Annotated in this window: 17 protein-coding genes; 15 read left to right on the top strand and 2 right to left on the bottom strand. The window is 61.0% G+C overall.

What is annotated here, in order from left to right; translation table 11 throughout:
• Positions 1 to 86: 86 nt before the first annotated feature.
• Genes NFH66_RS16110 through NFH66_RS16100 form a run of 3 tightly spaced genes read left to right on the top strand, consistent with a single transcriptional unit; the run spans position 87 to position 3,008 of the window.
• Complete coding sequence (locus NFH66_RS16110) at positions 87 to 1,040, top strand: ABC-three component system protein (protein WP_349611244.1); 954 nt, start codon at positions 87 to 89, stop codon at positions 1,038 to 1,040.
• Entirely contained in the window at positions 1,009 to 1,305 is a 297-nt protein-coding gene (locus NFH66_RS16105; protein ID WP_349611243.1) for an ABC-three component system middle component 6, read from the top strand. Before NFH66_RS16110 ends, NFH66_RS16105 begins: the two co-directional genes overlap by 32 nt.
• Complete coding sequence (locus tag NFH66_RS16100; RefSeq protein WP_349611241.1) at positions 1,305 to 3,008, top strand: DUF2326 domain-containing protein; 1,704 nt, start codon at positions 1,305 to 1,307, stop codon at positions 3,006 to 3,008. The genes NFH66_RS16105 and NFH66_RS16100 overlap by 1 nt, the downstream gene beginning before the upstream one ends.
• Positions 3,009 to 3,283: 275 nt before the next feature.
• Here NFH66_RS16100 and NFH66_RS16095 read toward each other — a convergent pair whose 3' ends face one another.
• Positions 3,284 to 3,655 (bottom strand): histone-like nucleoid-structuring protein, MvaT/MvaU family, encoded by a 372-nt coding sequence (locus NFH66_RS16095; protein WP_349611239.1) that lies wholly within the window; start codon positions 3,653 to 3,655, stop codon positions 3,284 to 3,286.
• A 238-nt stretch (positions 3,656 to 3,893) separates the two neighbouring features.
• On the opposite strand from NFH66_RS16095, the gene NFH66_RS16090 reads away from it, so the two are divergent.
• The 5 genes from NFH66_RS16090 to NFH66_RS16070 are packed head-to-tail and all read left to right on the top strand — an operon-like array spanning position 3,894 to position 8,692.
• Positions 3,894 to 4,328 carry a TIGR03757 family integrating conjugative element protein gene (locus NFH66_RS16090; protein WP_349611237.1) on the top strand — a complete coding sequence of 145 codons (435 nt, stop codon included), beginning with the start codon at positions 3,894 to 3,896 and terminating at the stop codon, positions 4,326 to 4,328.
• On the top strand, positions 4,325 to 5,275 hold the full coding sequence (locus tag NFH66_RS16085; RefSeq protein WP_349611235.1) for a TIGR03756 family integrating conjugative element protein: 951 nt from the start codon (positions 4,325 to 4,327) through the stop codon (positions 5,273 to 5,275). Before NFH66_RS16090 ends, NFH66_RS16085 begins: the two co-directional genes overlap by 4 nt.
• A gap of 29 nt (positions 5,276 to 5,304) precedes the next feature.
• Positions 5,305 to 6,765: an integrating conjugative element protein gene (locus NFH66_RS16080; RefSeq protein ID WP_349611234.1), complete on the top strand. Its 1,461-nt coding sequence runs from the start codon at positions 5,305 to 5,307 to the stop codon at positions 6,763 to 6,765.
• Positions 6,765 to 7,145 (top strand): hypothetical protein, encoded by a 381-nt coding sequence (locus NFH66_RS16075; RefSeq protein WP_349611232.1) that lies wholly within the window; start codon positions 6,765 to 6,767, stop codon positions 7,143 to 7,145. Before NFH66_RS16080 ends, NFH66_RS16075 begins: the two co-directional genes overlap by 1 nt.
• Positions 7,145 to 8,692, top strand: coding sequence for a conjugal transfer protein TraG N-terminal domain-containing protein (locus NFH66_RS16070; RefSeq protein WP_349611231.1), 1,548 nt, complete (start codon positions 7,145 to 7,147; stop codon positions 8,690 to 8,692). The genes NFH66_RS16075 and NFH66_RS16070 overlap by 1 nt, the downstream gene beginning before the upstream one ends.
• A gap of 106 nt (positions 8,693 to 8,798) precedes the next feature.
• On the opposite strand, the gene NFH66_RS16065 is transcribed toward NFH66_RS16070, so the two are convergent.
• The gene (locus tag NFH66_RS16065; RefSeq protein WP_349611230.1) at positions 8,799 to 9,719 is read right to left on the bottom strand and encodes a LysR substrate-binding domain-containing protein; all 921 of its coding nucleotides are present in this window, start codon (positions 9,717 to 9,719) and stop codon (positions 8,799 to 8,801) included.
• 115 nt (positions 9,720 to 9,834) lie between these two features.
• On the opposite strand from NFH66_RS16065, the gene NFH66_RS16060 reads away from it, so the two are divergent.
• The 7 genes from NFH66_RS16060 to NFH66_RS16030 all read left to right on the top strand — a co-directional run bounded on the left by NFH66_RS16060 (position 9,835) and on the right by NFH66_RS16030 (position 19,697).
• Positions 9,835 to 11,064 carry a M20 aminoacylase family protein gene (locus tag NFH66_RS16060; protein ID WP_349611229.1) on the top strand — a complete coding sequence of 410 codons (1,230 nt, stop codon included), beginning with the start codon at positions 9,835 to 9,837 and terminating at the stop codon, positions 11,062 to 11,064.
• A gap of 53 nt (positions 11,065 to 11,117) precedes the next feature.
• A complete protein-coding gene (locus NFH66_RS16055) occupies positions 11,118 to 12,530 on the top strand; it encodes a YfcC family protein (RefSeq protein ID WP_349611228.1) in 1,413 nt (470 codons plus the stop codon).
• Positions 12,531 to 12,534: 4 nt separating this feature from the next.
• On the top strand, positions 12,535 to 13,473 hold the full coding sequence (locus tag NFH66_RS16050) for a glutaminase (protein ID WP_349611227.1): 939 nt from the start codon (positions 12,535 to 12,537) through the stop codon (positions 13,471 to 13,473).
• Positions 13,474 to 14,416: 943 nt separating this feature from the next.
• Positions 14,417 to 15,046, top strand: a complete 630-nt coding sequence (locus tag NFH66_RS16045; RefSeq protein WP_349611225.1) for a DUF4236 domain-containing protein — start codon at positions 14,417 to 14,419, stop codon at positions 15,044 to 15,046.
• An 82-nt stretch (positions 15,047 to 15,128) separates the two neighbouring features.
• Positions 15,129 to 15,656, top strand: a complete 528-nt coding sequence (locus NFH66_RS16040) for a hypothetical protein (RefSeq protein WP_349611224.1) — start codon at positions 15,129 to 15,131, stop codon at positions 15,654 to 15,656.
• Positions 15,657 to 15,788: 132 nt separating this feature from the next.
• Positions 15,789 to 19,055 (top strand): DUF499 family protein, encoded by a 3,267-nt coding sequence (locus NFH66_RS16035; protein ID WP_349611222.1) that lies wholly within the window; start codon positions 15,789 to 15,791, stop codon positions 19,053 to 19,055.
• A 9-nt stretch (positions 19,056 to 19,064) separates the two neighbouring features.
• Entirely contained in the window at positions 19,065 to 19,697 is a 633-nt protein-coding gene (locus tag NFH66_RS16030; protein ID WP_349611220.1) for a DUF7680 family protein, read from the top strand.
• Positions 19,698 to 19,796 lie beyond the last annotated feature (99 nt).

Below are 19,796 nucleotides of genomic sequence, written 5' to 3'. Positions count from 1 at the left end.
TGGCCATGCCAGTAAAGTAATGAGGTCTTTTATTTTTTTAGATGGAAAATCATTGTAATATTTAAACTGTGTTAGGAGAAAAAAGGTTGAGCACATCGCAGCAAGATTACTTGTATAGAGTGTTTTTTAAGCTCAAGCTTCATGAGTCCAGTGGTGATGGATTTCAGGCACTTTTTTCTAGATTGATGGCTTATGCAAAGCCTGGCTTTCAAGCAGTGTCTCCATGGGGTAATTGGGGGGACGGTGGGAATGACGGCTGGGTGGAAAGTGAGCTCCATTATTATCAAGTTTTTGGTCCGAAGCCTAATAGTAATATAAAAGAATTTGAAGTGGTGAGGAAGGCCGTAGAGGACTTCGATAAGTTGATAGAGAAATGGGGAAGTGTTCAAAAGTACTCATTTGTGATGAATGACCGGTTTCAGGGAATCCCAGCACCTGTTGGTGCTGCGCTGTTAAAATTAAAACAGGATAAGTCTCTTCTCCATTCGGCTGCTATGGGAGGGGATGAGTTGATGAGGCTTTTTATGGGGCTGGTCGATGATCAGCGCCAAGATATTGTTGGATATATCCCACCTGAAGCCCCAGATTTTATTGACTCTCGAGCTGTAGGGGAGTTGCTAAGTTTTTTGGCTGAAAAGTCAGTTTCGAATCTTGATTTTCTGAATGAAGATGCGCCGGATTTTGATGTTAAAATTGACTTTAATGGGTTGAGTAAGCGCGTTGGAGTAAGGCTTGAATCAAATTCATATCAAGTGTTTTTAATAGATGATTTTTTGGAGTCGATCGGTGAAGATTACAAGCAGTCTATATCGAAAGAAGTAAGGGATATCTACGAAGAAAGCAAGCTGGTAATTCCTGATAGTATTGAAAGTTTTTCAGATATGCGCTATTTTTGGATGGTGGATAGCCTTATTCCTCCAGAAGTTAAAAGCCACCCTCAGCAAATGTCTGGGTTTAGAATGGCCGCTGAGATTGTGTTGGCGAAATACTTTGAGACTTGTGATGCATATGAAAATCCAGACAATGTTATTGCCTCATAAGCATGTGCGTTTTTCCAGCTCCCTAGTGGCTATTGCTGGTTATATCCGTGGTTATTTGGTTGAGCCGAAGAGTGTTGACGAGTTGTGGGCAGTAATGTCAAGTGATCGAAATGGAAGCATGATAAAGCCTAGTTTTACTCAGCTTGTTCTGGCTGTTGATGTTTTGTTTGCAATTCAGGTGGCTGAGGCAACCCCAGACGGTAGAGTTTATGTTGCTGATCATAGTCGAGTCTCAATGAAATCTGAAGACAAAGGTAGTGGCTAATGCGCTTAATTAGTTTGACTTGTGACCGCCCTACTTTTAAGCCAGTGTATTTTAACAGATCTGGTATTACTCTAATTATTGGGGATAGTTCGCACGAGCAAGAAGGCAGCAGCAACGGGGTAGGTAAGACACTCGCTTTGGGACTTGTCCACCACTGTTTAGGAGCCAACGCTGATCCGAGGCTTGTGTCAGCAGTTCCTGACTGGTGGTTTAGCCTTTTGTTTTCATTTAAGGGGAAGGAGTACAGGGTCTCCAGGACTGGTGATGGAAAGAAAATAACTATTAATGACTCCCCTATAAAGTTAAGAAAATATAGAGAGTGGCTGGATTCGGTCGGGGTTTTTAAAATAGATGGCGATGTTCCTTTTATATCATTTAGGTCGTTGTTTAAGAGGTTTGCGCGTTACTCGAGAGAAGACTGTCTAGACCCTATAAAAACAAATAGAGAGTCAGATTTCGATGCTAGGCTTCGGACTTTCTATTTGCTTGGCCTGGATTGCTCATTGATCGTAAACAAGAGAAAGCATAAACTTGAGCTTGATGATATAAATAAAGCCGTGAAGAGTTGGCAGCAAGATTCTGTCCTGAAAGACATGTTCAGGGCTGGAGCTCAACCAAAAGTACGTTCCGAATGGCTCGATAGAGAAATACCTAGGCTGAAGGCTGATCTTGATAGATTTCAGGTGGCTGAAGATTATAGAGCTTTAGAGTTGGAAGCTGGTGAGCTTACCAAGGAAATTAGAGGCCTGGGGAAAAAAATAGATTTGTTTGATTTTCAGGTTAATAACATTGAGAAGTCGATAGCTCAACATCCTGATATTTCTAAGAAAGATTTGATGGATCTTTATGATGGACTTAAGGAAATATTCAAGCCAGAGGCGCTTGCGCATTTCGATGCAGTCGAAAATTTTCATAACACGCTGTCAATAAATCGGCGTAGGCGTCTTGAGAATGATAAGTTAAAAATAATAAGCCAGAAGAGAGAGTTGGAGCGTAAAAGAGAGGTTTTGTCAGATGAGAGAGATGAGAAGCTCAAATACTTACAAGGCAAGAGAGCCTTGGATGAATATGCTGCTATTGCAAAGCAAGTAGCAATTTATGAGGAGGAGAGAGAGCGTCTTCATAAGTTTTTGAATTTCACAGATGAGCTGCAGGAAAAAGCTCAAAAGATTCGAGAAAAGCGTGTCGAGGAAGATCGGCTTGCTGCCTCCTATATTGCCTCAGACCCCTTGCATGAGTATGATGTTGAGTTTTCGCGCTTGGCGGAAAAAATGTACCCAAGAGCTCCTTCAGGAATAGTGGCAGAAGCAAATATGGGCGACAATCAAGTTCGCTATGACCTAGCTGTGCAAATTGAGGGAGATGATTCTGATGGAATAAATGCAGCTCGAATTCTATGCTTTGATTGGTTGATTTATGCGCACGGGGCAAACCATGCAGTAGATATGCTATGGCATGACAATAGGTTGTTCGCTGACATTGATCCGGGGGCAAGAGCGAGTTGGTTTAAATTTGTGAATCAGGCCCTGAGAGATAATGGTAAACAGTATATTGCCACATTGAATACAGAGAATTATAGCTCAATGATTCCATATTTAGATGGTGAAGGGATAGATGGCTTGTCTAACTCGGTGGTTCTTAAGCTGAAAGGTGACGATGCGGAAAGCAAGCTGCTTGGCATACAATTTGGGAAGCCGTCTTGAGAACTCTAGGATGGCGATATTTTTGCCTTCTATGAGCATGTTAATCCGGCAACTGTTTAGACCATTTTGGTCAAAGTGATTATCGCCGGTACTGTGCCAAACTATCTCAGATATTTTTATCTGCTGCAGTGGCATAGATTCTCGCCGGCCTCACGGCCGGCGACGGCACAACCTTGTGCAGTTATTTAACCTGAAATAATGAGTGATGGGTCGATGGGTTACATGTAGAAGGCAGCCTGCTTCGTGGGTTAAGAGTCATCAAGGTAGACCTTGATTTAATCCTCATTTTTCACCAGCCACCCCTCAACGGTCTCGGGGCCGTACTCCTCTTTCCATGCCTTCAGCGTCTTCTGGTTGCCGCCGCGGGTTTCGACGACTTCACCGGTGTTCGGGTTCTTATAGATCTTCAGCTTGCGCTTGGCGCGGCCAGTGCACGTGGTGCTGGCGGCCTTGGCGGTGGCCGGCTTCGGGTCCAGCAGCTTGATGACGTCAGCGGCTGACTTGTCGAACTCGCGCATCAGAGCTTCGAGCTTGTCCTTTAATTCCAGCTCGGCCTTGAGGCGGTCGTCGTTCTTCAGCTTGTCGAGCTCTTCCTGGAGCTGCTTGAGCTGCTGTTCCTTCTGCATGTAGGTGTTGAGAATGGACATGCGTTTCCTTGCGTTGGGTGAGTGTTGGAGACAAGTATGGTGGCTGCTGTTATTTGAATCAATGTCTCTCTTCAATTAACCGGGGCTGTGACAGTTGCCAGCATGATGATGGGTGCGCTGGGATGTGGATGGCTGCTGATCCAGAAAACACCCTGCGGCAGAGTTAACATTCTCTGCTGCAGCTCAAAGTTGACTCCGTAATGCTGTGCCAGTTCCTTGTTCTACTGGAGTGGCAAGCATGGAGAGACACCACCCACGCCGCTGGCTGGTCGTTTTCGGGCTATCTGCCTGCCTGGCAGGCCCTGCACTCGCTGGGCCAGCTATCGAAGTCTTTACCATCGCCGGGGAGCCGGCCGTCAATGTGCCCTCGGGCGTGGCGGTGATCGAACTCGATGCCTCCGGTCGCCTGGATGCCGAGCTGTCGCAAGATCTTCCTGCTGATCCCGAACTCGCGGAGGCCATGATGCGTGAGCGCATGGCGACGCCTGAGTGGCAGGAGATGGCCGACCGCTATGCCGATAGCTATCTCGGGCTGGTCAGGGCCTGGCAGTTGGGCGTTGAGAAGGTCCCCGCCGTGGTGATCGATGGCCGCCATGTGATCTACGGCCAGCCGGACGTGGCCAAGGCGCTGAGAGAAGCCGAGCAGATAGTGGGGAAGGAGGGCCGCCGATGAGGCTCTTCAAGACGGCGGGGGTTGTGCTGGGCGGTGCGCTGTTGAACCTGGGGGTGGTGGAGCGGCCTGCCCAGGCCCTGACGACGCCGCAGATCGTCGCCTCGGCACTCTCCACTCAGTGTCTGGACTACCAGGTCATCGGTGTCTGTGTCTGGCTCAACTGCTCCTGGTCGGGCTGCTCGATCCGCACCTCGGTGCAGGTACGCCACTATATCCCCGAGCTGGTGGTCTCCAGCTACGAGAACACCGGTGACAACCCCTGGTGGGAGGTGGCCACCCTCTCGCCACCCTTGGGTGAGGCCTTGGCAGGCGGGCAGAGCACCTCGGATGCCAACCGGGCGCGACATGAGCACCTGCGCTTCAAGAACGTGGATGCCATCGGCCACCCCGCCGGCGGTGCCTTCAGCAGCTTCGCCAGCGCCTTCGGCATGTCGTGCGCTGGGGCAGCGACGCCCTTCCAGCCCTACCACCTCTCGACCCTGGATGCCCTCGCGTGGCGCAGCGGCATTCCCGAATCGCTCTACCCCGAGGCACTCACGCCCGGCATGCGTGAGCTAGGCCAGCCCGGCGACCTGTGGGGCAACATCTACCCGCGCAGCGGCTTCCTGACCCAGGTGCACGACTACAAGACCGCGGCGACCACCGCCCAGCGCTCTGCCGATGTCGTCACCCGCAGCGGGCAGCCCCACGTCTACACGCCGCTGGTGGCCGCCAGCCGCGACGGCTACTGGCCGCCCGGGCCGGTCAAGGAGGGTGATGCCTCGACCCATCGCTGGCAGCGCCTCACGCCCAACATAAGCAACGCCTGCCGGGTGTGGCCGGACCGCGGCGTCACCGACACCTACGCCGACCGCCTGGACGCGGGCGGTGACTACGCCTGGTCGCTGTGGCGCCCCTATCGCTGCTGCAAGCGTCGCGGCCAGACCCTGCTCTACGCAGTCCCCTGAAGGAGAGAGGCACGATGAAAGGATCTCGCATGCAACGCGTCGCCCTTACGCCACTGGCAGGCGCCTTGGTGGTGGGGCTGCTGTCTACCCAAGCCCAGGCGCAGTCCGCCGATGCGCTCTATTACCAGATTGGTGGTGCTTCCCCCTTCAGCGTCTCCGCCGGCCGGGGCTACAACCCCAACAGCCGCGGCATCGGCATCAGCTGGAACATGAACGCCTCCTGCGGCAACTTCGACATCGGCGCGACGGTCTCCAACCAGCTCAACGGCATCACCAATGGCTTCCAGAACCTGATGGGGACGGTGGTCCAGAACGCTCAAAGTGCTGTGGCCTCGCTGCCCGCCATGATCATTCAGCGAGCCAACCCCGGGCTCTACGACCTGCTGAGCAACGGGGTACTCCAGGGGCGGATCGACTTCGATCGTGCCTCCCTGTCGTGCCGCAAGATGTCGGAGCAGATGGCGGATATGGTCTCCGGCCAAGGGTGGCAACAGATGGCCATGGCCGAGAGTTGGCAGAGTGCCGCGCAATCCAACGCCGATGTGGTCTCAGCTCAGGAGCAGGTCGACCAGTCCGGCGGCAATCAGGGCGTGACCTGGGTAGGTGGTCAGCACCGCGGTGGCCAGGGTCAAGCGCCAATTCGTGTGGTAGAGGACACCGCCCGCGCCGGCTACAACCTGCTGCACGGCCGTGACGACACCACCAGCACGGCCCCTATCGCGGGTGGCGGTGGCGGCTGGGGATCGGTGGCCACCAACGAGGGCACCTGGATCGGCGGCGGTGGGCTGGGCGGTGCTTCTGATGGGAGCGGTGGTGGCTCGGGGTCAGGCAGCGGAGCAGGGAGCTGCCTGGGCGGCATGTGCACGGTCTGGCAGAGTCCCGAGGAGGCCGCCGAGTGGACCCAGACGGTGATCGGTGAGCAGTCGATTCGCACCTGCGACGGCTGCGAGCGCAGCGAGACCCAGGCCGGCAGTGGCCTGGTCCGCGAGCTGGAGCGTGAGCAGCAGGAGGTCTACGGGCTGCTGCAGGGGCTGGTCGACGGCAGCGAGCCGCTGACCCCGGAGAACCTGCGCCAGGTCTCCGCCGGCGACGGCCTGACCGTCTCCCGCGGGGTGATCGAGTCGCTGCGCAGCGATCCCGAGGCCTCGCTGCTGATCCATCGTCTGAGCGGTGAGATGGCCCTGGCCAGAACCCTGACCAAGGCGCTGTGGGCGCGCCGGCTGTTGCTGGCCGGCAGCAGTGACCCGGGCATCGCCGACAACGAGCAGGGCATGTCGGCGCTGGATCGCAAGCTGGTGGCCCTGGATCGGGATATCGAGTCGCTGCGCTCTGAGATGGAGATCCGCCAGGCGCTGGGCAACAGCGCGGCCGGCATCGCCCTGGAGCGGGCCGCCCGGCGCAGCCAGGGCGCCTCGCAGGGCGAGACCTTCCGGCCGGATGCGGCCCTGGACGGCCGCGGACGCCCAGTCGGCGAGGAGGGCGGTGACTGATGGCCCCACGTGTTTTCTCCTGGATGAATCCGGCCCGCTGGCCGTCGCTGCTGGTCGCCATGGCGGTGCTGGTTGTCATGTTCCTGCTGAGCGGTGCCATTCTGGCCATCAGCGTGCGGCTGCTGGGTGGGATCGAGGCCCACCATAGCGCCTGGCAGGCCGCCTGGCCGTGGCTGCTGGCCTGGCGGCTGAGCCTCTACGCCGCGCTGTACCTGGTCTGGTGGCGTAAGATGCGCCCCCTGGCGGTGGCGCGGCTGCGCCGGGATCGCGACGATGGGCAGCAGGCGCTCGCCAAGCTGCGGCGGCTCGAGCTGATGGCTCTGGGCATCCTCGTCCTGCTGGAGGTCACTAACCTGATCAACCAGTTGGGAGGTGCCTGATGGGGGGCCTGCTTACTGCGCCGCTGGTGGTGTTCGACTACTTCGCCAACGCCATGACGCTGCTGGGCTGGATCATCAACAACGCCATCTGGAACGTCATGGTGGGCACCGGCATCGCCGCGGTGCCGTTCATCACCCTGGTTCTCTCCGAGTGGTTCAAGGCCCGGCAGGAGGGCGACGAGGCGGGGACCAAGGGCATCCTCACGGTCAACCGCATCGAGACCCGGCTCTACGCCATGATCCTGGCCTACGCCTTCACCTGCCTGCCGCTGCTGCAGGTTCAGTTGGCCACCGCCGATATCGACGAGAGCCGCTCGCTGGAGTGCGGCACTCGACAGTTCGCCGCGGGCGGCTGGTCCGAGGGGGCGTTCGGTGCGACCGAGAGTTCGATCGGTGGCCAGCAAGCGAGGATTCCGCTGTGGTGGGCGGGGGTGCATGCGGTATCCCACGGGCTGACCGCCGCGGCGATCCACGCCATTCCCTGCTCCACGGACTTCGAGTCCATCCGCATGGAGCTGGACCTGCACAGCGTCGAAGACCCGGGGCTGCAACAGGAGGTCGGCGAGTTTCAGCGCCAGTGCTTCGGCCCGGCGCGTAATCGGCTGCTGCAGGAGGGCGGCACCATCGAGGCGACCCGCGCCATGGACGTGGACTGGATCGGCTCGAACTACTTTCAGACCACGGCCGGCTACTACGACAGCTTCTACGCCGGGCGGCCCATCGCCGGCTTCCCCTACGAGGCCAGCCGGGATGTCTCCCGCCCCAACACCGGCCCCGGCATGCCCGGCTACCCCTCCTGCCAGGAGTGGTGGTCAGCCGAGAGTGTTGGCCTGAGGGCCCGGCTGCATGATGAGGTGAGCACGGGGTTCTGGGATGACTTCCGCAGCGTCTTCACCGGCAGCGACGCCGAGGACTATGTGATTCGGCGCCTGGTCAGCCCCCGCTCGGGTGCCGCCAGCGGCAACCTGGATCAGGCGGTGGTGGGCTTTCGGGGGCTGGATGGTGGTAGCAGCTTCTGGGATGCCACCGTCACCGCCGGTTCGGCCATAGGCGGCACCCTGTCGATCCTGCCGTTCCAGGCCGGCATGGACATGCTCAAGCAGGCGCTGCCGATGGTGCAGGGCATCTTGGTGATGGCCATCATCATCTGCCTGCCGTTTGTCATGGTCATCTCCGGCTACAGCTTCAAGGTCGCCGGCATGGCCACCTTCGGGCTCTTCGCCATGTGGTTCCTGACCTTCTGGTGGGAGCTCGCCCGCTGGATCAACGCCAACCTGGTGGATCTGCTCTACCGCAGCGACGCCGCCAAGCTCAGCTGGCTCTCCGCCGCCAACAACCTCTACGACCGCATGGTGCTGCAGTTCGTGGAGGGGATGATGTTCCTGGTGCTGCCCGGGCTCTGGGTGGCGGTACTGGGGTGGGCAGGGATGAGGGTGGGTGACTCCTTGGGGCGTAGCGTTACTCAATCCACAGCACCCTCTCAAAGTGCCGGGCAGAAGGGGGGGAGCCAAACCCAATCGAGCGGCTCTGGTGGAAAACTGAGGTAGGAATAGTTGAGGGGGGACTACGGCTTTGGCAGCTTGCGGTCACTGAGTTTGTCGGATACGCCTCAAGAGGGTTCATAGAACATGGAGAGTCCGGTACTGAACTCACTCATTGACTCGATGGCCGGCGCGATAGATTCAGCGAGGAGATATGGCATCTGAACAGGGTCGCGAGCCGCTCGGCACCGGGGTGGAGGGGCACGCCGCGCAGCTTGAGCAGGCCGATAGTATAGGCAGGAAAGGTGGCCAGGGTGTCGAAGCAGGCCAACCCACGGCCGGAAAGCGGATCGTCGACAAAGAACCGCGGGCCGAAGCCGATCAGATCAGTGCGTCGCATCAGCTCGACCATCATGATTGGAGAATCGCACTTCACCACTCGCTGCGAGATCGAGATGTCTTGAGCCTCGAGCCAGTCGATCAGCCGCTGTGCCGAGCTGCCGACCTCCAGGTTCAGCACCCAGCGCGCCTCAGCCATCTGCGACCAGTCGGTGGCACCCAGCAATGCGTGACCTTCACGCGCCATGGGTTCCGAGAGCAGCTCGGTCAGCGGTTCGAAGGTGATCTCGTGGGGTAGCTGATCCGCCTCGGCCACGGCGATGGCGAAGTCGATGCGTCCCTCCATCAGGCCCGGTAGCACCGTGCTCATCATGCCTTCCTCCAGGCTGAGGCTGGCATCAGGCTGCTCGCGCTCGAACTCTCGAAGCACGGCGGGCAGAGACGTGGTCGCGATTGCGGTGGTCACCGCCACCGTGACCTGCACGCCCGAGTCGCCGCGCAGCCAACGTATTTCATCCCTGGCCTTGTCCAGGGTGGAGAACGCCAGGCGCGCCCGTTTCAGTAGCACCTTGCCCGACGGTGTGAACTCGACGCCGCGGTAGCTGCGTATCAGCAGCTCCGATCCAAGGTCGGCCTCCAGTTCGCGCAGCGCGCGGGTCAGGGCGCTCTGACTCAGATGCAGCGCCCTGGCGGCCCCTCGAATCGACCCTTCTTCGGCCACCTTCAGCAGGGCCCTCAAATGGTGGTTTTTCATCTCAAGTGAACACCTATGCGTGTCATCAAGTAGATTTTATCGTCTTTTCGATATCAGTCACCACTGACAACATCGGTTTTCTTGACGCAAATTCCAATGCTAAGAGGCGAAGCCAATGACAGCCCATTCGACGATCACGCCAGATATCGACCAGATGCAGGCCTGCCGCCGCCATATCCATCAGCACCCTGAGCTCGGTTTCGAGGAGTTTGCCACCAGCCAGCTAGTGGCAGAGCGGCTGGAGGAGTGGGGCTATGAGGTTCACACCGGCATCGCCACTACCGGCGTGGTCGGAGTGCTGCGCTGGGGCGACAATTCGGGCCCGCGACTCGGCCTGCGCGCCGACATGGATGCCCTGCCCATCCAGGAGGAGACGGGCTTGCCCTGGGCCAGCCAGGTACCCGGCAAGATGCACGCCTGCGGCCATGACGGCCACACCGCCATCCTACTGGGTGCTGCCGAGGCCCTGGCCCGCCAGCATCGCGAGCAGGGGCTGCCCGGCAGCGGCACCCTGAACCTGATCTTCCAGCCCGCTGAGGAGCTGGGTGGCGGCGGCGGCGCCAAGTGCATGATCGAAGACGGCCTCTTCGAGCGCTTCCCCTGCGACGCCCTCTTTGCGCTACACAACTTCCCCGGCAAGCCCGTGGGCCACCTGTGTTTCCGGGAGGGTGCCTTCATGGCTTCCTCGGACACGGTCACGCTGACCTTCATTGGCAAGGGCGGCCACGGGGCCCTGCCGCAGCTGGCCGCCGACCCCACTCTGCCAGCGGCTGCCACCGTGCTGGCACTGCAGAGCATCGTCGGGCGCAACGTCGATCCCAACCTCGTCTCTGTGATCAGCGTAGGTCGGATGCAGGCCGGCACCAGCGCCAACATCATTCCCAACAGCGCTGAGCTAGAGCTCAGCGTGCGTACCCTGGACCCCGAGGTGCGCGATACCCTCGAGCGCCGCATTCGCACCCTGGCCGAGTCCCAGGCAGAGTCCTTCGACTGCCGCTGCGAGATCGACTACGTGCGCGGTTATCCGGTGTTGATTAACGCCCCGGCCGAGACCCAGCTTGCCATCGACACCGCCCGAGAAATGTTCGGCGACGAGCGAGTCGAAGCACCCACCGCGCCTCTTACCGGCAGCGAGGACTGCGCCTACTTTCTCGAGCAGGTGCCTGGCTGCTACTTCATCGTCGGCAACGGCGATAACGGCCACGACGAAGGGTTGCCCCTGGGACCATGCAGCGTGCACAACCCGCACTACGACTTCAACGATGACTGCATGGGACCCGCCGCCACCTTCCTGATGGGCCTGGTGTCCCGCTACTTCTCGCAGGGAACTTCCCGCTCCGAGTGATCCACAACCCACGACAACTCCAACGAGGTCGCACAGCGACCCAAAGGGTGACCATGAGCCAACAACAGTCCGATGACCGCAAGCCTGCCGCTTCCCGGAAACGTCAGTGGTTCCGAGAGTTTCCAGACCCCATGGTCCTGATCTTCATGGTGCTGGTGGTCGTCTATGCGATGACCTTCTTCGTGCCCGCCGGCGAATTCGCGCGGGAAGTGGTGAATGGCCGGAGCAGGGTAATTCCAGGCTCCTTCGAGTACCTATCCGATATTGCCAATTTGCACTTCTTCCGTGTCTTCGTGGCCATTCCCGAGGGCATGATCAACGCCGCCCAGTTCCTGTTCATCGTGTTCATCGCCGGCGGACTCTTCCACATCCTCAAGGGCACGGGGGCGCTGGAAAACGCCATAGGCATTGCTGCCTACAGGATGGGCGCGGGCAACAGCATCAAAAGCCGCAACCTGATTATCACCGCGGGCACCTTCATCTATGGCTTCTTTGGCATGGCCGTAGGCGCCGAGAACAACATTGCCCTGGTGCCCGTCGGTGTGCTGATCGCCGCGGCCATCGGCTGCTCGCGCCTGGTGGGTGTGACCATGGCCGTGGGCGGTATCGCCATCGGCTTTGCGCTCTCGCCCATCAACCCCTACACCGTGGGGGTGGCACAGAGCATTGGCGAACTGCCGCTGTTTTCCGGCTGGTGGCTGCGCACCCTGATGATGGTGACCTGCCTGGCGACGCTTGCCGCCTATATCTGCCTGCGCGTGGTCAACATCGAGTTCAAGGACGACGAACCGGTGGAGATGAGCCGGAAGCTCAAGGACTACGCCCTGTCGCGCAACAACCTTGCCGTCCTCGGCATCTTCCTGGCCGGCCTGGTGATCATGCTCTTCGGCGTCTTCACCCGCGGCTGGTACATCAAGGAGATCGCCGGCAACTTCCTGCTCATGGCCATCCTGATCGGGCTGGCCAGCGGTCTCAGCGCCAATCAATTGGTACAGCGGATGATGGAGGGCGCCTCCTCCGTGACCGCCGGGGCGCTGGTGATTGGCCTTGCCGCTTCGATCCAGGTCATCCTCAGCGATGCCCACATCATCGACACTATTGTTCACTCGCTGAGCGCCATCGTGGGGGACATGCCGGTGGCACTGGCCGCGGTGGTGGCCAGCGTCATCCAGGGTGTGATCAACCTGTTCATCCCCAGTGGCTCGGCCCAGGCGCTGGTGACCATGCCGATCCTGATCCCGCTGGCCGACCTCGTCGGCATGAGCCGGCAGCTGATGATTACTGCATTCCAGGTGGGCGACGGGCTGACTAACCTGTTCACTCCTACCGCCGGTGGCATCCTGGCCATGCTGGCCCTGGGCCGTGTTTCCTATGCCCAGTGGCTGCCCGTGATCCTGCCGATCATGGTGCCACTCTACGCTATGTGCTGGATTGCTCTGGTCGTGGCTCACTACATCGGTTACTGAGGCCATGCAATTTCTCGCCGACGCCGACCTCTCGCTTCCCCAGGCCCTTCGGGATATTCACCGGCTGGCCGTGGAGCAGCCCATCGAGGGCCGGGTAGCCGACTACATCCCGGCCCTGGCCACGGTTGACGCTACTCGTTGCGGAATCGCCTTCGCCACCCTGGATGGGGAGGTCCATGCCGCCGGCGATGCCGACCTTCCCTTCTCGATCCAGAGCATCTCCAAGGTGTTCGGATTGGTGTTGGCGATGCAGCGGATGGGCGACGGTCTGTGGCGCCGGGTCGGCATGGAGCCATCCGGTCAGCCGTTCAACTCCATCGTCCAACTGGAGTGGGAGCACGGTATTCCCCGTAATCCCTTCATCAACGCCGGCGCCATTCTGGTGGCCGATACCCTGGTCTCGCATTTTTCGTCCTCTCGCCAGGCCTTTCTCAGCTTCGTGAGACGCCTGGCAGGCAGCGAGTACTGCGACGTGAATGACGAGGTGCTGGCCTCGGAAACCCGCCACGGCAGCCGCAACGCCGCCCTGGCTTACCTGATGAAGAGCTTCGGCAACCTCGAGGCCGAGGTGGACGAGGTGCTGGCCCACTACTTCTTCCAGTGCTCGGTGGAGATGAGCTGCAAGGAGCTGGCCACTAGCCTACTGTTCCTCGCCAACCAAGGTATGCATCCGATCACCGGCGAAAAGGTAACCTCGCCGCGCGACGCCCATCGCGTCAATGCCATCCTTTCCACTAGCGGTATGTACGACCAGTCCGGCCAGTTCGCCTTTTCTGTGGGCCTGCCTGCCAAGAGCGGCGTCGGCGGCGGCATCGTGGCAATTGTGCCAGGCCACGGCGTTATCACCGCCTGGAGCCCGCCCCTCAACAGTCATGGCAACTCCACCCGAGGGCTCTCGATGATCACCGAGCTGGCGGGCCGCATGGGGCTGTCTATCTTCTAATCATACAACTAGGGCAGATGTAGGGTTCCGAATGAACAACCTACCGAGAGATCACAGCTAGCTGTGTGGCTGGGTCCGTTATACCAGGGCGAGTACCCGCAAGGTGAGAATAGATGGCTACCCTTCTTGCAGAGGGTTGCCGAGACTATCGATTGGGGCCCCAGTATGGTCGAAGTAGACCCCTACACTGCGGTTAGTGCGGGGATCGCTAATATCTGCATTCCATGGATCGTTTATATTGGAGCCCTCTGCCTCTGAAGCAGAGCTCACGATGCCCTGAGCCACACCACCAGCCACTACAGCCGCTCCCCCGGCTACCTTGCCGGCTCCCCGGGCGATGCGCTGCCACCCCTCCTGGGTGGTGGCCGTTTGGGCAGTGGACTTGGCCACGCCCACGGCGGAATCGCGCAGCAGGCGAAGCGAGTCTGTCGTGCTCGCCTGGGTGTGCCAGCCGTCGGACCAGCCTTCCTGCCGCCCACCGTCGAGAGTCTTCCGAGCTGCCAGGCGGCCAGCGCTGGCGGCTCGCATCAGTAGTGATTTCAGCGCCATGGGCGTCCCTCCCTGGGTACATCAGCCTTTTAGCATAGACGCTTGCTGGGCGAGCCTCCACCGGGTGGAGCCCACAAAGGGGCGAGGACAAAGGTTGAAAAGCCCAAAGACTGGAAGGGAAGGGGGCTCAAGGGGAAGGGGCTTGCCCTGAAAGGCTGAGTAGAGCGAGTACAGCAAAGGGAAAGGGCAAAGGGTTGCTGCCGGCGCTGGTTGTTTCTCAACCGGTCGCGGCGCCGCCTGCTTGAAGCGGCGCTGCAGAAAGAAACCGCAGCTTTTGCAGAAAGCCTCCTACCTAAATCACTGATTATGCGGTTTTTGCAGTATGCGCTTCCCAGGCGTCGGCGCACTTGTGCAGAATGCAGCGCTGTCTGCATCTACCGACAAGGAGGTCGCCGTGGGATTTCGCTTCCAGCGCCGTATCACCCTCGCGCCGGGTATCCGCCTCAATCTGAGCAAGCGGGGCCTCGGGCTTTCGGTGGGCCCGCGGGGCGCGAGCCTCAGCGTGGGGCCAAGGGGCGTGCACGGCCACGCGGGCATTCCCGGCACCGGGCTCGCCTATCGCCAGAAGCTCAACGCCCGGAGCCGTTCGGCTGGGCGGGGAAGCAGCGGCGCCGGCCGCGCAAGCCCCGCGGGGAGCCTGGAGGCGCTGCTGGCTCAGGGCGAGTCGCTGCCCATCCGGCTGGATATCGACGGTGATGGCGGCATCCACTATGCCCACGGTGACGGCACGCCGATGAGCGACGACGAGGCCCGGGTGCTGCGGCGTCATGCCGGAGACTCTCTGCGCGAGCAGCTGGCTCAGCACTGCGAGCGCCTCAACGCCGACTTGGATCGCCTGGGCGGCTACACGAGGAGACGCCCCACCCGGATATCACCGGCTACGTCACCCGAGACTTCGCCGAGACTTCGCCGAGGCGCCGCCGGCGCCACCGGCGCTGCGTCAGCCCGCCTGGTGGCATCGGCTATGGCCGCCCGCCAGGCGGCGCGTCGAGGAGGAGAACCGGCGCCGGCAGGCAGCCTTTGATCAGGCCTATCGCGACTGGGAGTGGCGCAAGGCGACGCACGACCAGGCCGAGTTCTCGCGCCATCTTCGCGAGGGGGAGGGTGTGCTGCACGACCCGGACGCCATGGAGCAGACGCTGCGCGAACGCCTGGAGGAGATCGACTGGCCCCGTGAAACCGCCATCGACTTCGACCTCGGCAGCGACGTCAGCACCATTGCCGTGGATATCGACCTCCCCTGTGAAGACGAGATGCCCGACCGCTACTGGACCATGCCCGCCAAGCAGATCAGGCTGACGCCTCGCCGGCTCAGCGACACCCGGCAGCGCGAGCTCTATCGGGACCACGCCCACGGCATCGCTTTTCGCGTGCTGGGTGCGGTGTTCGCCCGCCTGCCCGCCGTGCAGGAGGCGAAGATTTCCGGCTATCGCCAGATCACCGACCAGGCTACCGGCGGCGAGCGCGACCAGTACCTGTTCAGCGTCAAGGTCACTCGCGAGCAGTGGAGCAGGATCCACTTCGACAGGCTGGACCAGGTGGACCCGGTAGCGGCTATGGAGGCTTTCACCCTGCGCCGCGACATGACCAAGACCGGCATCTTCCGCGATATCGAGCCGTTCAAGCTGGTGTAGCACCCCGACCCTCAGATCCCCTTACCCATCCGACGCGGCTGGCGTAACATGACGTGCAAAGAGCCATAAACGAGCTGGCCAGGGCTCCAGGCCTCGTGGAGGCAGCTCTGGCGCCACTGCAGGGAGCAACCGATGCGCGACGTTTTATCCACCTGTCAGCCACGCCCAGAGATCCTGGCGGGCACCTTCAACCCCGAGATCTTCACCGCCAGCCTGAGCAAGGTGCTGGGTGACTATCGCAAGGGTGAAGCTCGCGAGGGAGCCGCTTCGCTCTACTCTGATCCGGTGGCCTTTTTCCGCGATGCCACGCACCCGACCCAGGGGCTGTGTACCATCCTGGACAACGCCCTGGCGCGGCTGACCAACGGTGACCTGTCGCGTCCGGCCATGCAGCGTCTCGATACTGCCTTCGGGGGCGGCAAGACTCACACCCTGATCGCCCTGGCCCATGCTGCCATGCAGGGGCAGCCGCTGGCCGAGCATATGACCGGCATCCTCGCGCCCGAGCGCTTGCCGGCGCCGGGCCAGGTGCAGGTGGTTGGCATCATTGGTGACACCGTGGATACGCTGCGTGAAACCGCCGGTGGCGCCGCGCCAAAGCCAAATACCCTGTGGTGGATGATCGCCCAGCAGACGCTTTCCACCGAGCAGCAGGCCTCCATCCAGTCGCGTCTTGATGACGCCTCCGCGCCGGCTTCGGATGAGTTCTTCGATACGCTGTTCGGGGACCGACCGACGCTGATCATAATCGACGAGATTGCCCAGTACCTTTCGCGCATGGAGGCGGCCTTCCCCGGTGTAGGCGCCGAGCAGTCGGCGGCCTTCCTGATGTCGCTTTCCACCTATGCGGCAGGCAGGGCCAATGTCTCGGTGGTGCTGAGTCTGGCCTCGGCCACCAATGCCTTCGGCGACTTCAACAAGCTGATCCGCAAGCTGCAGTCCACCCACAGCATGAGCTCGGCCGAGGCCGAGGCTGTGGTGCGCGAGGCACAGCGTGGCGTGCTGGATGTGGTCAACCGAACCTCGGAGGCCACCACCCCGGTGCAGGAGGGGGATCTCTCTCGCATCATGGCCAAGCGCTTGTTCGTCTCCGTGGATCATGCGGCAGCCAGTGTAGTGGCCTCGGCATTTATCGAGACCTACCGCCAGGCTGGTACCGATCTTCCTGCCGGTGCCAATGACCCGCAGCTGCACGATCGTCTGGTGGCGCACTATCCGTTCCACCCCACCCTGATCGAGTTTCTCTCAGAGGAGCTGGCCCAGGTGGAGAGCTTCCAGGGCACCCGCGGCCTGCTGCGTACCCTGGCGCGCGCCGTGCGCCGTATCTGGGAGGCGAAGCTGGCGATTCCGCTGATCCAGACTGGTCATATCGATCTCTCGGACACCACCATCCGCAATGAGCTGCTGGGTAAGACCGAGAACAGCGACCTCGTTCCGGTGCTGGATTCCGATATCAGCAAGGCTTCTGGCACCCAGGCCACCAGCCGCACCGTGGCTGGCGAGCTGGATGCCGCCAACCCTCATCCGGATGGCTACCCGGTGCATGAGTGGGCGTGGCGTGCAGTTTTCCTGCACAGCTTGATCGGCCGTGGAGGAGGCCTGCAGGACGAGAAGTTCGGTATCGACATCACCTCGGCGGTCTACGAGATGGCCTCGCCGGCCATCAAGCCCGCTACCGTGCGCTCGGCGCTGGAAACCATTGAGCGAGAGGCCAACTACCTGCGTGAGCGCAATGGGCGCCTCTACGCCGATACCGTGCCGACTCTCAACAACATTCTGCGCCGCATCGAGGGCAACGTCGCTCATGCCGAAGCGATGACGCGGGTCGAGCAGGTGGTGCGCAGCCTGATCAAGGGCTCCTCTGTGTTCGATGTTCACCCCAACATCGATGACAGCGAAGGCATCCCTGACAAGACCCCCAAGCCGCAGCTGGGTATCCTCGCCTTCGAGGTGGAAGAGATGGACCCGGCGCGCTTTATCGAGCGGCGCGGTGACGCGGTGCGTCAGTATCAGAACCAGGTGTTCCTGCTGGCTCCCAGCACCACCCACATCGCCAGCACCACCTGGACCGAGTCGCGCACCCACCAGGAGCACCGCGCCCGGCAGAACATCCTCACCCTGGCGCGCAAGGCGATCTCCCTGGAGCGACTCAAGGAAAACCCCGAGAACTGGGGCGTCAGCCACGACCAGCTGCAGAAGGGCGAGTTCAAGGAGCGCGCAGCCAAGAGCCCGGCCGAGTTGCGAACCGCCATCGACGAGGCCTATCGCTTCCTGATCTACCCGGGGCGTGAAGGCGGCCGCGTGGTGGTCCGGGACCTGGGCAAACGTGGCGCCGGCCCCACCGCGGGCGGCTCCGGTGGCCTGCACCTGGAGGATGCCATCCTCAAGCAGTTGGCCGAGGAGGGCGAGCTGATCACCGACGAGCGTGCCTCCACCGCGGAGGCTATCACCCTGCTCGGCAAGCTGTTCTTCGATAGCCTCAAGCAGGTCAACGTCAGCGACCTGGTCGAGCGTTTCGCCACCCGCCGGAACTGGCCGATCCTTCAACGCCCGGCGCTGCTGGCCACGGTGCTGGTGGAGGGCGCCAAGCGCAGCAGCTGGTGCCTGGGCCATATGCCCGACAAGTCCAGCCACAAGCCCGATGCCCTCTACCACAAGGACAACCCGCCTCCGCTCACGGTGGAGCCCCTGGAGAACGGCGGCGAAGGCTGGATTCTCTGCACCAAGGAGCACGCCAAGCAGCTGGGCTGGTTGGAAAGCATCGTGCGCGATCCCAACACCGTGGGTGCCTGGATTCGCCAGACCATCGAGAGCCGCGACCAGGTCGACCTTGGCCAGCTGCCGAAGATCATCGAGCAGGAGCACGACAAGGTCGATGCCCACGTTTACCAGCAGCAGCTGGAGAACCTCTTCGCCCAGCGGCAGCTGGTGGCCTACCCGCAGGACGCCTTCGGTGACGGCGGGGATGCTGACCCCGAGCAGGCGATGACCGGCGACAGCGTGCCGGTAGGTGGCATCACCAGTGGCATCGTGGTGCCCTATCAGACGGCCCAGGCCCGAGGATGGATCACCAAGCCCAAGGTGGAGAACCGCTCCTTCGTGCTGCGTACGCCCGAAAAGATCAAGCAGCTCTTCAACCTGCTCTCCGGTACCGGGCTGGCCCAATCGCAGACCGAGGTGCAGGCGCTGCAGATCGGCGCGGAAACTCCTGACAAGGGCCGTTTCCAGCTGATGCTGGGTCCGAGCACGGTCGGCGCCCTGGTCGAGAGTCGGGCACTGTTTTCGGCGTTGAACAGCCGCCTGAAGTTCACCACCGAGCAACATCAGGTACGCCTGACTCTGGGTGAGCTGGACCCGAACTGCAAGTTCACCAAGATGCTAGAGCAACTGGAAGGATAATCACCGTCGATGGCCACTACCGCAAAGAAGGCGGCCCCCCGCGCGCGCCGCAAGAGTCACCAGGCCGATGAGGCTCAGCTGGCCAAATTGGCCAAACGCTCGCCCTATGCGCTGCGCCTGACGCGCCACAAGGACCTGCCGCCGCCGGTGCTGATCATCAAGGAGCGCATCGCCCCTGAGGACCGTGACGACATCGAGGGGCTCACCAACCCGCGCGCCAAGCATGTGGAGCGTGGCACCCTGCATGGCGACAGCGTGCGAGCCTGCCTGCCGGTGCTCAAGCGCATACTGGAAGAGGTGAAGGACGAGCAGGGCATTCCCCTTGGCCTGGAGAGCTATATGTCCACCCAAGGGCTCAAGCGGAGTGATCTCAACTTCCCCCTGGATGAGGCCGCCGGCGCCCGCCTGGCGCTGTTCTTCCGCCTGCAGAGCAAGGTGAAGGACGTCGACCGCATCGAGTTGATCGGCCGCCGGGTAGCGATGTTCTCCCGGGAGGAGGCCGTCTACTGGCTGGCCAACGTCACCACCGCCGACCCCGCGCTGCGCAGTTGGGCCACCAGCGGGCTGCGCATGTTGCTGTGCGGTGAGGCCGGCGACAAGCGCGTGCCGCGCATCCTGGAGAAGGTGCGTGCTCGCGGCTGAGCAAAGATACATAAGCTGCCAGGCGGGTACCGCCAGGCACGCAAGGTAACCGGCCGCCAAGCGCCGCAGACATCATCAGCCAGGCCCGCCGCCTGGCTG

It is taken from the genome of Halomonas sp. H10-9-1 (assembly GCF_040147005.1).
In the GTDB taxonomy this organism is placed as follows: Bacteria; Pseudomonadota; Gammaproteobacteria; order Pseudomonadales; family Halomonadaceae; genus Halomonas.
Note: the sequence above shows the minus strand (reverse complement) of the source record. Positions and strands in the feature narration are given on the sequence as shown.